The following is a 14613-nucleotide window of genomic DNA, read 5'->3' as shown; positions in this document are numbered from 1 at the left end:
CCTATGACTCCTTGGTGTGCGCACTAGCTGACTGACTGCGGGCCTTCCAGCGGCGCAGCAACAGGGCGTTGCTGATCACGCTGACGGAACTGAAGGCCATCGCCGCACCTGCCACCATCGGGTTGAGCAAGCCGAAGGCGGCCAGCGGAATGCCGATCATATTGTAGATAAATGCCCAGAACAGATTCTGCCGTATCTTGCCGTAGGTGCGGCGCGAGATATCGATGGCATCTGCCACCAGGGCCGGGTCGCCGCGCATCAGGGTAATGCCGGCCGCGTGCATGGCGACATCCGTCCCCGTCGACATGGCGATGCCCACATCGGCGGCCGCCAGCGCAGGCGCATCGTTGATGCCGTCACCCACCATGGCCACCGTGGCGCCCGCGCCTTTCAGTGCGATGATTTTAGCGGTTTTATCGGCTGGCAGCATTTTTGCCGCCACCGTGTCGATGCCGAGCAGCTTGCCGACGGCGTCGGCGCTGCCCTGATTATCGCCGGTCAGCATCAGCGTGGCGATGCCCAGGCTGTGCAGATGGGCAATGGCCGCCTGCGCATTCGGCTTGACCTGATCGCTGAAGGCGAACAAGCCCAGCAACTGTGTGCCCGAGGCCAGCCAGGAAATCGTGTTGCCCGTGCTTTCCAGCACCTGCGCCTGGCTTGCCAGCGGCGCCAGGTCAACAGATAGCTCCTGCATCAGCCGCGTGCTGCCCAGCTTGAGTTCGAGGCCATCGACTTGCGCCGCCAAACCGCGCCCTGGCAAGGCGCGCAGCGCCGTGGCGGGCAAGGGCTCGATATGGCGCGCGGCCGCTGCATCGAGCACGGCCGTAGCCAGGCTATGCTCGCTGCCACGCTGGATGCTGGCCGCCAGTTGCAACAGCCGTGCTTCCTCGATGCCGAGCGCATGGAGGGCCGCCAGCGCAGGTTTGCCCACCGTCAGCGTCCCCGTCTTGTCGAAGACCACGGTGGTGACGGCGTGCGCCACTTCCAGCGCTTGCGCATCCTTGATCAGGATGCCGTAACGGGCAGCGACGCCCGTGCCGGCCATGATGGCCGTTGGCGTGGCCAGACCCAGCGCGCACGGACAGGCGATGACCAGCACAGCGACGGCATTGATGATAGCGCTCTCCAGCTCACCGTTGGCCAACCACCAGCCGAACATGGTCAGCAGCGCCAGCAGCAGCACCACGGGAACAAAAATCGCGCTGACCTTGTCGACCAGATGCTGGATGGGCGCCTTGGCCGCCTGCGCATCTTCCACCAGGCGAATGATGCGCGACAAGGTGGTCTCGCCGCCCACGGCCTGCGTGCGCACCAGCAACAAGCCATCGGCATTGATGGCGCCACCGGTCACCTTGTCGCCCACATGTTTATCAACCGGCAAGCTTTCGCCCGTGATCAGCGATTCGTTGATCTGACTGGCACCTTCCAGCACCACGCCATCGACGGCCACCCGTTCACCGGGGCGTATCAACACCAGATCGCCCACTTGCACCAGCCCCACGGGCAAGTCGATTTCGACGCCGTCGCGGCGCACGCGGGCCGATTCCGGACGCAGCACTTGCAGCGCGCGGATGGCCGAGGCCGTTTGGCGCTTGGCACGGCTTTCCAGCCATTTTCCCAGTAGCACCAGAGTGACGACGACGGCCGATGCCTCGAAATACAGGTGCGGCAGCATCGCGCCAGGGGTGGACAATTGCATCAGCCACTGATACACGGACAAGCCATACGCGGCGCTCGTGCCCAGCGCCACCAGCAAATCCATATTCCCGCTGCCGGCGCGGGCCGCCTTCCAGCCGGCCCGGTAGAAACGCGCGCCAAAGTAAAACTGCACGGGCGTGGCCAGGGCAAACTGCAACCAGCCGGGCAGCATTAGGTGGATGCCGACCCATGCAAGCAGCATGGGCAGCATGAGGGGGAAGGCCAACACGGCTGCGAACGCCACTTTCATGCCAGCGCGGTTCGGTGCGGCAGCGGGCGCACTGGACTGACTGGCGACAGGCACCTTGGCCGCATAGCCGGCCTTGTCGATGGCGGCGATCAGGGCACCCGCCTCCAGATCGCCCGTTACCTTGACGCGCGCGCTCTCCGTGGCCAGGTTGACGCTGGCGGCCAGTACGCCCGGCACCTTCAGCAAGGCTTTTTCCACCCTGCCCACGCACGAAGCGCACGTCATGTCAGCGATATTGAGGTCGATCTCGCGCTGCGCCAGCGTGTAGCCAGCCTTTTCCACGGCCGCCTGCAAGGCGGCCAGGGCAATCGGCATGCTCGATGTGACCTTCGCCACTTCGGTGGCCAGGTTGACGCTGGCCTGGATCACGCCCGGCACGGCGGCCAGGGCTTTTTCCACGCGGCCCACGCAGGAGGCGCAGCTCATGCCGTCGATAGACAGCGCCTGCGCATGTGCGGCGGCGGAAGGGGCAGTGGTGGGAGCGGGGATACGCTGCTGCATGGCAGATCCTGGACGAAAGATGGACGAAGAGGCCGAGGATCTGCTATCCCATGATGGGAAGGTCAAGCGCTATTCGTCGCGTGCGCAGCTATTTCTCAGAACACTTAGCGCACGATACAGTCGACGGCCGCTGCCTTGCCGCCACCTGCGGCGGTGCCCAAGCCCGATGGCGGCGCCGAAAAGGCTGGCGGCGGCGTGAACTTCATGCCGGGATTAACGGGCAAGATCACGGGCGGCTGCTTGATGCTGGGTGTAAAACCGAACTGGCCAGCGGCGATATCGAGCGTGCCGCCTGGATTGCTTACCACGATTTGTCCGGTGGTCACCGACGTGTACAGCCCTGGCGCAAGGGTCGCTCCTGCCGGCGATCCCGTTTTGGGTAGCGACGAGCCTGGTGCCGCATAGCCACCGGCACTGACATACTCGACAGTGAAATACGTGCCACGGATGCCGATGGTGGCGACCGGCGTCTTCATCTCAAAGCGCTCCTTGTTGCGCTTGCCCAGCAGGCCCGTGGCGGAACGCAAGCCGCCCTTGAGCAAACTGAAGATGGCGTGGTCGCCGTCGGGCTGCTCGGCGGCGTAGCTGAATTGTTCGATCACGAAACTGGTATTCGGTTTCAAGGTAATTTCGCTATTGTCGATCAGCTTGATCAAGGCATAGGTGTCCTTTTCCGTCAGCAAGGTATCACCCTGCTCGACCTCGGACTGGACGGCCAGGATTTTCACCTTGCCATCGGCCTTCTTGGCCATGAGCGGACCACTCAATTGCATGACGCTGCCGGCCACCTGCCCGGCCCAGGCGTGCGTACCCAGGTACATCAGGGCTAAGCACAACAGGACTTTAGTTACAGTAGGTTTTTTTAATCGAGTCATTGTATTTATATCCTGTTGATTTACCTGTGTCACCGGCGACATCCTTGCTATCTTTCGTCTTGTCATCATTTTTGACTGGCGCGATGGAAGCGAGCGGGTCATTGGCACGGTCGGCTTGTTTGATGACGCGCAAGGCATTGTCGATGGCGACGACGACGCTGGCATCGACGAGGAGCGGGTATATCGTCGCGGCAGGCAGGAAGATAGGGTCCGGCATGGCCACCGTACCTTTCGGCGCCAGCAAACTGACGTCGGCACGCTGGCGGTTGAAACGCACGCCCAGCGTACCGGTGATGCTGCCCGTTTTCGCCAGCACGCTCATGCCGGCCACCGCCGGCACGGTGAGGCTTGCCGTATCCGCAAAGCGCACATTGCCTGCCGCACTGGCGCTGAAATTGCGGCCACCGAGGACCTGGGCATTGCCTTCGAGACCAATATCGCCGCCAGCGACCAGGCTGATATCGCGCGCCGCTGCCAGCTGTGCCCCCTCGCCCAACAGCATGTCCGTGCTGGCATTAAGTGTAATGTCATTGCCTATGAGCTTGCCGTTGACGGTGACGGGGCTATGCGCCGTCAAGGTAATATTGCCGCCATTGGCATTGATATTGCCAGCGGCGATGCCGCCCGTGTTATCGATGGCGATATTGCCCGCGCCAGTGAGCAGCGGCCCCAGGAGCAGCTTGCCCGGCGCCGAGGTATTGTTCAACGCAATGCCTCCCGCTGCGCTATTGCTGGCAGTAAAACTGCCCACCTGATTACCCGTATTGCCCAGTACGATGCCATTTTGCGCCTGCGCCGTCAGGCTGCTGGCACGCAGCGCACCGTCCTGGCCGATGGCGCCATTCAGGGCGCTCAAGCGTACTTCGTTCGCTGCCAGGCTGGCGAAGCGCAAGTCGCCGCTCGCTTGCGTGATGGCCAGTTGGCCAGCGAGCCCAATAGCGCCAGCCGCCTGGCTGAAGCTATTGGCGACGAGCAAGTTACCGTTACCGCTCAGCACACCGCCGCCTTGCGCGTAACGCTGCGCCGACAGGCTGCCGTTCAGCAGCAAGCTGCCGCCATTGATTTCCAGGCCGGCCAGGCCGCCCAGCACCGAGCCGTCGAGCGCGCTTTCACCGAGGCTCAGCTCACCGCCGGTCAACAGCAAACCGGTGGCAGAAGTCAGGCGCTTCAGGAAGGTGCTGCCAGCTGCCGCGCTATAGGTGACGATGCCCTTGCTGCGGGAGAAATCGACGGCCAGCACGTTCGCGCCTTCCGGCACCACGCCGCCGTCCCAGTTGGCGGCATCGCTCCACAAGCCGTTGCCACTGCCGATCCAGGTGGACATCTGTTTTTGCGCAATCGTTGCCTGCGCTGTCGCCCCCGTCGTTTGCAGCGTGTAGTTACCCGCATCGGCGCCGGCCAGGCGGAAACCGCTAGCCGTCACCAGCTTGCCGGTGCCCGCGTTCTTGTCGGCAAAGTTGCCGCTGCCGCCTACAACGTTGACCACATCGCGGCCCAGCACGCCGTTCACCGACGCGCTGACCGTCGCGGAAGTCGTTCCGTCATACACCTTGTCGGTGGCGCTCACGCCTGCCAGGGTCAGGCTGGCCGGTGTAATGCTGGCCAGCAAGCCTGTCGGCAAGACGATAAAGTAATTTCCCGCATCGGCACCCGTCAATGTCGCGCCACTCAGCTGTACAGTCTTGCCCGCGCCCACGTTTTTGTCCGCAAAGCTGGCTACGACCGAGGCCGTCAATCTGTCGCCAGCGAGGCGGTCATCCCCCAGCAGGTTCAACTGCGCACCCGTCGTGCCATCATAAACCTTGTTGCCGGCCGCGCCAGACAGGTTCAGCGCGCGCGCGCCAATATCGGCCGTGGTGCTGCCCGCATAGTCGTAGAGCACATAGTTGCCCGCATCGGCGCCCGTCAGGTGCCCAGTCGCAATCTGGTAGTCGACGTTCTTGCCAGTGCCCACGTTCCTGTCACGGAAGCGGCCCAGCAAACCGGCCATGCTGACCTGGTCGCCAGTCACCACACCTTCAAAATAACCATTCAGGGCAGCATGCAAGCTGCCGTCGTAGACGCGGCTCTGCGCACCAGTGACGCTATAGTTCAACGCGCGCGGCGTGATGGCAAAGCTTGTCGTGCCGCCCAGGCTGATATCGTACTTGGTCGACCACAGGCCCGTCGCTGCATAGTTGCCCACATTGCGCGCGCTACTGCCGTAGCCAAGGCTGCCATTCACGCCGACATCGCCATCGACTAATCCTGTATAGGCGATCGAACCGAGGAAGGTGGCCAGTTGGCCATCGTAGACCTTGCCAGTGGCGCTGCCCGAAAGAGTCACTTGCAAGGGTTTCAGGAAAGCCCTCAGCATCGGCGACGTGTAGCCGTCATAGATGCGCCAGACGGGCGCGGCGCCGAAGACAAAACCGTCGAAGCTCGATAGGCGCGACATCTGCGCCGCCGTGCGGCCGATGCTGGCACCGCCATCGTGCGCCTGGCCGGAGCTGTCCATATTCCAGTAAGTGCTCGCCAAGGCGCCGCTATTGCTGCCAACCAAGCCGCCTACCGCACTGAAGCCGCCGCCCGCGATAGCGCCGCTGGCATAGGCATTGCTGATGCTGCCCGTGTTCTCGCCAGCCAGGCCGCCGATATGCTCGCGCGCGAGTCCGGCATCCGCATTGCCAGCTACTCCGACCGCGCCGGTGGCGTAGACATCAGCCAGCGTGCCCTGGTTGCTGCCCACAAGGCCACCCACATTGCGTGCGCCGCTGACGCCGCCGCTGGCGTACGAGACGGCAATACGGCCCCGGTTGATGCCCGCCAGGCCACCGACGCCATCCTGGCCGGCCACGTTCATGCTGCTTTGCACCTGCTCTATCGTGCCGCCCGCAGCGACCACGCCAGCCACGGCGCCCACATTGTTGTTGCCGCTGACATTGCCACCCAGCAGGTTCAACTGGCGCACCGTGCCTGTCGTACCGTTACCCAGCTTGCCAAACAAGCCGGTGTTCAGGTTGCCGTTCGGCGCGCTCGCGCCGTGGATCTGCAAGCCGCTGACGGCATAGCCGGCGCCGTCCAGCAGCCCGGAAAAACCGCCCGAGTCGCTATGCGCGATGGGACGAAAACCGGCGTCGCCATTCCAGGCACTCGTGCCGCTGGCGTCGATATTGCCAGCCAGGCGATAGCTATTGCCAAGGTCGAGGCTGGCGATGCCTTGCAAGCCATAAATATCGGCGAGCAGATAAGGGGCAGTGACGCCGTCGCCACCGACCGCGCGCAGGAAACTGGCGCCGCTGCCGATGGCAAAGCTTCTGGCGCTGAATGCTGGCAGGGTCGCCGCGTTTTGCACCCAGTTGCCGCCGTCGAGCACAAAGCTGCCACCTACCGTCACGGCGCCAGTGGCCGTGATGGTGGCAGCTGCATTGAAGTGCAGATCACCTGTCCTGGCGAGCGCATCCGATATGCTGATGCCACCCGTATTCGTGCCGTCGCCGATGGTCAGCGAAGACGCTGAGATAGCCGCCAGCTCAATCGCGTTCAAACTCAGGGCCGTACCCGATTTGCTGCCCAGGTCGATGCTGCGCGAACTGCTCAGCGGCTTGATGATGACATTCGCGCCGCCCGCCGTGCCGCCGACATCGATGCCGCCGCCGAGGGTGACATTATCGGCCTGCAGGGTCACCGTCTGGCCGGCGATGCCGCTCCCGCTGAGCTGGTTTGCGCCACCCGACAGGCTGATGCCGCCCAGCACTTGATTCGCGCGCAAGCTCAGATTGCCATTGCCGACATTGACGGCAGCAGCCCCCGCCACGCCGGCACCGGATAGCGAAATGTTGCCGCCATTGCTGGTAATAGGCGCGTTCAAGTTCACGTTCGCTCCGGGACCGGTCGCAGCACCGCTGCTGGCGTCGTTCGCCGACAGGCTCACATTGCCACCGTTGGTGGTAATGGCAGCGTACACGTTGATCGTTTCACCGGCCGTGGCGCTCAGGCCGATGCCCGGATTGAGCATGTTGACGGCGGCGCTGAAATTGATACGGTGCTGGGCCTGCAAGATGACATTGCTGCTGGCGGCGGAAATGGTATCGGCACCGATGCTGGTGCTACTGGCGGGCGGGCCCTCCATGAACTGGTTGACGTCTTCGAGGTTGCCGCCATTGCCCTGCACGATATCGATATCGAATGGATCGAGCAGCCAGTTGCCGCGCTTGCCTCTGCCGGAGCGGGCGCTGGTATCGACGCGGATGCCGTCGACGGCCAGATAATGGCCCGACGTTTCGACCAAGCCGCCGTCGCCGCCCTGTGCACCGCCGCGCGCGGAAAGGCTGCCGTGCACCTGCGCCGAGGCATTACCCCAGGCAATGATCTTGCCGCCGTTACCGCTGTCGATGGCATCGGCATGCACGCTGGCGTCTTTGCCGACGAGCACCTGGCGCGCATTTTGCACGGCCGCATTCTTGCCCTGGTAATCGCCGCCCAGCAAGACCGTGCCGCCGCCGGTGGCGCCGCTGGCATCGATGCTCGCATTGCCGAGCAAGCCTACCTGCTCGCCCAGCACCGATATCTCGCCACCCTTGCCAGCGGCGCCCGTGGCGCTGGTGGCGCTGCCCGCTTCGAGCAGCGCCTTGCCGCTGGCCTTGAGGACGATCGTGCCATGCTCGCCGAGGACGGCGCTATTGGCGTTGAGCACGCCACGCTGGCTGACCAGCGCGCCGGCCATGCCGATGCTGCCACCATGGGCGATGATCTGTCCCAGGTTCAGCGCCTGATCGTTTGGTGCCGAAACCAGCACGCGTAATTGCGGATTGCCGGGGTCGGCCAGCTGCACGCTGTGCCCGGCTGCCAGAATCACTTCGCCATTCGGCGCCGTGATGATGCCGGTGTTTTCCACGTTCGGCGCGATCAGGAGTACCTGCCCGCCCTTGCCCGCATTGATCACACCCGCATTGCTGACGCCGCCGGCCACGCTGCCGGCCGTGAACTGGCCCTTGCCAGACAGAAAATCGTCATTCGACATGCCCAGGCTGGACGCTAGTAGAGCGTTGACGTCCACTTTCGCGCCCTGGCCGAAGACGATGCCGTTCGGATTGATCAGGAAAACCTTGCCATTCGATTCGAGCGCGCCCAAAATTTTACTGGGGTCTTGCCCGGTAATGCGGTTGAGCACGGCGCTAGTGCCGTTTTGCTGGATAAAGCGCGTGATTTCGCCCGCGTGGATGGAAAAACTCTGCCAGTTGATGATGGTATTGGGCGTGTTCGTGATCGACAATACATTGCCCTGCTGGCTGAACGTCGCCTGTCCATGGACCAACTGCGGCGAGGCCGGGTTGGCCTGCGCCACGCCGAAACAGCCAGCCAGCAGCAACGCCAGCGCCGTGCGGCGCATGGGCGGCGCAAACGGTGACGAAAATGATGGCGTCAAGATGGACGCGGAGGCGTGCTGGACATGATTGTGCATGGTGTTCATCCTGATGCTAGTAGGCCAGGGCGAGACGGAAATGCAGGCGCTTGGCGCCCCGCTGTCCCGTGTCGCCGGCATTGACGACCTGGGCGTAATCGAGTTGTAGATTGGCGTAGCGGCTCAGCAGCAAGCGCAGGCCGAGGCCGCCGCTGCTGATGCCTTGCGATGCGCTTTCACCTGGCAGCGCGTGGTTGCGGCGCAGCCAGGCCGTGTCATAGAAAGCCAGCGCGCGGCACTGGTAAGCGAGCACCTGGCCACACCAGTTCGGCGTGTACAGTTCCAGGTTCAGATTGACGCCCGAATCATTGGCCACCGCGCGCTCGGCAAAGCCGCGCACGGACCCGGCACCACCGGCGCCGAACTGCTCGCCCGGCACCAGTGCGTCCGGCGTCACTTGCGCGTTGGCCAGCGCGCGCCATTGCCAGTCGTCGGCCAGTACGCGCCCCGTGCTGGCGCTCAGGCGCACGGTGTTGTAGGCCGCCTTGGCATGCGCGCGCACGCGCTCGAAATCGGCTTGCGCGCCATGTTTTCCACCAGCAATATTATGCGCGAACGTGAGCGCCACGCTGGCCTCTCCCGCCGGCAAGGTCCAGTTGCCGATGTAGCTGATGCTCAGCGGGTGCACGCTGACGTCAGCGCCCAGCTCCATGCCGAGCAGCTGCACGCTGTTGCGGTAAGCCTTGTAGTCGATGCCATACACGAGCTTGGGTTCGAAATCGTCGCTGCGGGCAAAGTTCTGGTTGTAGCGGATGCCGGCCGTGCTGCCTTGGCCGTTGACGGCCAGGTCAAAGATGCCGGCCGAGACGCGGCCCGAATCGACGTTCGAGTAACTGGCAAAAAAGTCCATCGAGTCACCCAGCGCATACAGCGGCACATGGTAGCCGGCACCATACACGCCCACCTTGTCCGGTTTTTCCAGGCTACTCGTGTATTGCAAGCTGGCGACATGATCGAGGCCGAACAGGTTGGCATGCTGCAGCACCACGCCCACATGCGTCTTGCCCGTCTGCGCACTGCCCGTGTTGTCCACGTTGAGCATGGCTTTCCAGGGCTTTTCATCGGCCACCGTGACGATAGCGTCAATCGCGCCCGCCGACTCGTCAGCCTGCAAGCGCACTTCGATCTTGCGCGCCGGGTTTTCATTGGCCAGCTTCAGGCTTTGCGACAAGGCCGGCAAGTTCGGCGTCTCGCCTGCACGCAGGAGCGGCAAGGCGCGCCGCACGTTGGCCTGGTCGACGTAGGCATTGCCGCTGATGGCAATCTTGCCCAGCGGCGTATGCAGCACGTTCAGGCGCACCACGCCACGTTGCAGTTCCTGCTCGGGCAGTTGCACCTGCACGGCGCTGTAGCCACGCTCGCGGTACGCCATTTCCAGCGCCTCGACGGCGCGGGCAATATGCGAAAAATCGCGCTGCGCTCCCACATACGGCGCCAGCAGCTCTTGCACCTGAGCCTGCGTGAGCAGCGTCTTGCCCTGCACGTCGAAGCGGCGGATCTCGAAGCGCGGCACGCCATCGTCTTGCACGACAGGAGCGCCGTCATCCATGGAAACAGCGGCGCCGACGGCGCCGACGGCGAACAGCAGCGCGGAACCCGCAAGCAGGTGCAGCAAACGATATGTCATGTGAAGGATTTCTAGTGTAACCGGACAAGCACGCGACCTGCAGGCGCCAGCGTGTCCGGCAATGGATTGAAGGCAAATTTTAGACGGCTTTTAGTTTCCAGTCAGAAATTTCTAACATTTCTCCCTGATTTCTTTCGCAGCGCAGCAAACAGTGCCCAATAATGCTGAAAAATGGCGCCATTGCCTGCGTTTTCGCCCCGCTGGCAGGCCTACTTGCTATGCAAGACGGTCACGCCATCCCAATCGGCTGGCGGCGGCATGCAGCGATAGTGCGCCAGGCGTGCCGTGTACAGCAGATACAGGCCATCGTCGGGAAAGTCCGTCTGCAACTGTGCCAGCAAGACGCCCGCTGCGCCCCAGTCGCGCGCACGCAGCCGTGCCAGCACCGCGTGCCAGCGCTCCAGTTGCGCCAGCTCTGCCGCGTCGGCATCGGCCAGCAGGCAACGCGGCTCGAAGATGGCCACCGCTTCCTGCTTGCCCAACACGCGGATGCAATCAAGTTCGCGGTATATAAAGTCCGGCGCGGCGGCGCGCGTGGCGTCGCCCACGACGATGCCCACGCCATACAACTTGCTGGCGCCTTCCAGGCGCGCGGCCAGGTTGACGCTGTCGCCCATCACGGTGTAGGCGCGGCGGATGCGAGAGCCCATGTCGCCCACATGCATGGCCCCCGTGTTGAGGCCGATGCCGATGCGCAGCGCCGGCCAGCCGCGTGCGGCAAATTCGCCATTGAGGCGCGCCGCGCTGCACTGCATCAGCAAGGCGCTGGCCACGGCCCGGCTGGCATGATCGGCAAAAGCGACGGGCGCGCCCCAGAACGCCATCACGGCGTCGCCGATGTATTTGTCCAGCGTGCCGCCATGGCTATCGCGGATATCTTCCGACATCGCTGTCAGGTACAGGTTGATGTATTCGCGCAGCACCGCCGGCGCCAGTTGCTCGGAAATGGCCGTAAAACCGCGCACGTCGGCGAACAGCACCGTCAATTCGCGGTTCTCGCCCTCCATGGTGTAGCGCTGCGGATCGTCGACCATCTCTGCCACCAGCTCGGGCGCCACATATTCGCCGAAGCGCGCCACCAGCGCGCGTCCCTTGCGCACCTCGAAAAAGTAGCCCCAGGCCAGGTTGGCGATGAACAGCGCAACGATCAGCATCAGCAGCACGGCGCCGCCCAGCACCAGGTCATGCACGCCATACAGGTACAGGTTGATGGCGATGGCGGCCGCCAGCCCCGCCACAGTGGCCAGCATCACGCCGGCCGGCGGCAGCACGGCCAGGGCAGCGGCCAGCAGCAAGCCAAACAAACCAATCTGCAGCAATTCGAACGCCGGTGCGTAATCGGGCCGGGACTTGAAGCGCCCATCGAGCATGGACTTGATCAGGTTGGCGTGCACCTCCACTCCCGGATACTCGGCATTCACGGGCGTGGCGCGGATATCGTTCAAGCCAGGTGCCGTGGTCCCCACCAACACGATGGCGCCCTTCAGCAGCGCGGGCGGCACCGTCCCGGCCAGCACGTCGGAGGCCGACACATAGCGGAAGGCACCGCCATCGGGGCCACCCCTGCCCCGGTACTGTACCGTGGTGGTCAGGGCTTCGCCCACCGGTATCGCCATCGCGCCGCGCGGCGTAAACAGCATGATATGTTCGAGTCCGCCGCTGGTCAATTCGCGCGCCGACAGGGTATCTGCCGTGCCCGTAAAGCGGGGGGCGATGGCGCGCGCCTGCAGGTAGACGGCCACGGTGGCCAGCGATAGCGAAGGATAATAGCCGTCGCCGATGCGCGTCAGCAGGGTCGAGGAACGCACCACGCCGTCAGTATCGGTCAGCGCCGTGAAGATGCCGGCGCCTTGCGCGGCCGCCTGCAGCGGTGCGATATTGGCTTCGTAGCCGCGCGCCACATAGGCCGTGACGCTGCGCCCATTCAAATCGGCCACGCTGAAAGCGGGTGCCGGCAGCACGCCCTTGGTTTGCCGTTCCGAGACGCCGTAGCCCAGCACCACGGGCTGGCCGCGCATGGCACTGGCTAACAGGCCGTCGTAATCCATGGCCGGGCGCAGTTTTTCCAGCTGCGCCGGCAAACCGGCCACGCCGGCCAGTGCACCGCGCGCCAGACCTTGCAGCACGGCGTAGCCTGAACTGGTATCGGTTTCGGGAAACGAGATGTCAAACGCCAGCACAGACACAGCGTAATGCGCGGTGAGCTGGCGCACCAGGTGCGCCTGAATATCGCGACTCCAGGGAAAACGACCGACGCGGGTCAGGCTTTGCTCGTCGATGTCGACGATGACGATGCGGCGCTCCAGCTGCGGCGTCTCGGCACGCATGCGCCAGTCGCCCAGCATGGCGTCAAGCCGGGCGATATTGTCGTTACCCGCCAGGCACAGCAGAGCGGCGGCAAGGCTCAGGAAGAGCCCCAGCAAAAAGCGCGCGCCATGCTTGCGCAAGGCTTGTAGCAGCACGCTGTGCCAGGCCCGCGTCACGGTGTATAGCCGGGAATGGCGGCCTCGTCGACGGCATCGATCTGGCTCGGATGCAGGTGCTTTTCAGCGAAGCTCAGGTACACCTTGCTGCGGATGAAAACGTCGAACAGGTCCGGATCGATATGCCCGTTCAGGCTGAAATTACCGAGGATGCGCAAGGATTCGGAGAGTGGCTTGCCCTTTTTATATGGCCGGTCGCGCGCTGTCAAAGCCTCGAAAATGTCGGCAATCGCCATCAGGCGCGCCGGTACCGACATCTGCTCCTTGGTCAGTCCGCGCGGATAGCCCTTGCCATCCATGCGCTCGTGGTGGGCACCGGCATATTCGGGTACCTTCTGCAGGTGCTTGGGCCACGGCAGCGCTTCGAGCATGCGGATCGAGACGCTGATATGGTTGTTGACGATGGCCCGCTCGGCCGCCGTCAGGGTGCCGGCGCGGATGGTCAGGTTTTCCGTTTCGTCGGCGTCGAGAAAATCGCGCAGTTCGCCGTCGGCCGCACGCCAGCGGCGCCTGGCGATCCGCCGCACTCTTTCCTGGTCGGCTGGCGCCATGCTTTCGCCGCCGATATTGACCTTGCGGATGAAGTCGCGCTCTTCGCGCAGGCTCGCCTGTTCCAGCGCCAGCGCACGGGTGATGGCCTCGGCCTGCTGCGGCTGCGCCGCCTGCTGGCGCAACGCGGCAATCTCGGCATCGCGCAGCAGCACTTCGTAGCGCGTGTCGATCAGCGCGATGCGGTCAAAAATGGTTTCCAGCTTGGTGGCCTTGTCGACCACGTGCACGGGCGTGGTGATCTTGCCGCAATCGTGCAGCAGGCCGGCCAGCCACAACTGCTTGCGCTCGTTGTCGCTGAGCCGGAAATCGGCCAGCGGTCCGTTCTCGGTCGCGTGCACGGCGTCGGCCAGCAGCATCGTCAACTCGGGCACGAATTGGCAATGTCGCCCCGTGTAGGGCGACTTTTCATCGATGCCGATATTGATCAGGGTAACGAGCGATTCGAGCAGCTCTTCCAGCTGCGAAATGAGCAATTGATTCGTCAGCGCCACGCCCGCCTGCGCAGCCAGGGCCTCGATGAAACGCTGGTCGGTGGAAGAAAAAGCGCGCACCTGGCCAGTTCCCCCATCCTTGGCATTGACCAGTTGCAGCACGCCGATCAAATCACCCTCATGGTCACTCATGGGCACCGTCAGAATCGATTGCGTGTGGTAGCCATGGTGACGGTCAAAGTCGCGCATGCCGGAAAAATTAAAGCACTCGTCGCGGTACACATCGGCGATATTCACACTGCGGCGCATGTTCGCGGCATACGCGGCCACCGACGTCAGGTTGGGCTGGCCCGCGCCATCGAACAGGGGCACGCCCGGCAATCCCATGTCGGCCCCCTGCGCGATGCCCAGGCTATCGTTGACGCTAATGTCGAAAGCCAGTTGGCGGCAGTCTGGCATGGGCCGGTACAGAGTGGCGCCATCGGCACCACTCATACTTTTTGCCAGCATGACGATGCGCTGCAACAGCGCGCCGATATCATGTCCCGCGCCGCCCAGGCCGTGGCCGAGCGCGACACTGAGTTCGGTCAATTGCTCCAGTCTGTGGGCGATTTTCTCAGGGTGCAACTGCGGCATGTTGATAGCAATCAGGTAAGGAAAAGTAAGTCGGCAAGCGCCAGTGTAACGGCCACCCACCGCACTGTACATTACTTAGTTGCAACAAAACGAAATAACTTTCCATATGGCAACATG

At 63.6% G+C, this 14613-nt stretch carries 6 protein-coding genes; all 6 read right to left on the bottom strand.

The genetic code is table 11. The features are described 5' to 3' along the window. Position 1 precedes the first annotated feature (1 nt). The 6 genes from ACQ4V8_RS01825 to ACQ4V8_RS01800 all read right to left on the bottom strand — a co-directional run bounded on the left by ACQ4V8_RS01825 (position 2) and on the right by ACQ4V8_RS01800 (position 14496). Complete coding sequence (locus tag ACQ4V8_RS01825; RefSeq protein ID WP_010399999.1) at positions 2-2449, bottom strand: heavy metal translocating P-type ATPase; 2448 nt, start codon at positions 2447-2449, stop codon at positions 2-4. A 104-nt stretch (positions 2450-2553) separates the two neighbouring features. Then, positions 2554-3285 (bottom strand): FecR family protein, encoded by a 732-nt coding sequence (locus ACQ4V8_RS01820; protein WP_436570798.1) that lies wholly within the window; start codon positions 3283-3285, stop codon positions 2554-2556. A gap of 7 nt (positions 3286-3292) precedes the next feature. Next, positions 3293-8767, bottom strand: a complete 5475-nt coding sequence (locus tag ACQ4V8_RS01815) for a YDG domain-containing protein (RefSeq protein ID WP_436570797.1) — start codon at positions 8765-8767, stop codon at positions 3293-3295. Positions 8768-8783: 16 nt separating this feature from the next. After that, positions 8784-10394: a ShlB/FhaC/HecB family hemolysin secretion/activation protein gene (locus ACQ4V8_RS01810; protein WP_070346471.1), complete on the bottom strand. Its 1611-nt coding sequence runs from the start codon at positions 10392-10394 to the stop codon at positions 8784-8786. Positions 10395-10603: 209 nt separating this feature from the next. After that, positions 10604-12877 carry a CHASE2 domain-containing protein gene (locus ACQ4V8_RS01805; RefSeq protein ID WP_436570796.1) on the bottom strand — a complete coding sequence of 758 codons (2274 nt, stop codon included), beginning with the start codon at positions 12875-12877 and terminating at the stop codon, positions 10604-10606. Then, the gene (locus ACQ4V8_RS01800) at positions 12874-14496 is read right to left on the bottom strand and encodes a GAF and HD-GYP domain-containing protein (RefSeq protein WP_010400009.1); all 1623 of its coding nucleotides are present in this window, start codon (positions 14494-14496) and stop codon (positions 12874-12876) included. Before ACQ4V8_RS01800 ends, ACQ4V8_RS01805 begins: the two co-directional genes overlap by 4 nt. Positions 14497-14613: the final 117 nt, after the last annotated feature.

Source organism: Janthinobacterium paucivorans, from assembly GCF_051380805.1.
Classification (GTDB): Bacteria; Pseudomonadota; Gammaproteobacteria; order Burkholderiales; family Burkholderiaceae_D; genus Janthinobacterium; species Janthinobacterium lividum_D.
Note: the sequence above shows the minus strand (reverse complement) of the source record. Positions and strands in the feature narration are given on the sequence as shown.

Coding starts and splice junctions, on each gene's coding strand:
- ACQ4V8_RS01825 (WP_010399999.1), bottom strand. CDS start 2,449: ATGCAGCAGCGTATCCCCGCTCCCACCACTGCCCCTTCCGCCGCCGCA.
- ACQ4V8_RS01815 (WP_436570797.1), bottom strand. CDS start 8,767: ATGCACAATCATGTCCAGCACGCCTCCGCGTCCATCTTGACGCCATCA.
- ACQ4V8_RS01810 (WP_070346471.1), bottom strand. CDS start 10,394: ATGACATATCGTTTGCTGCACCTGCTTGCGGGTTCCGCGCTGCTGTTC.
- ACQ4V8_RS01800 (WP_010400009.1), bottom strand. CDS start 14,496: ATGCCGCAGTTGCACCCTGAGAAAATCGCCCACAGACTGGAGCAATTG.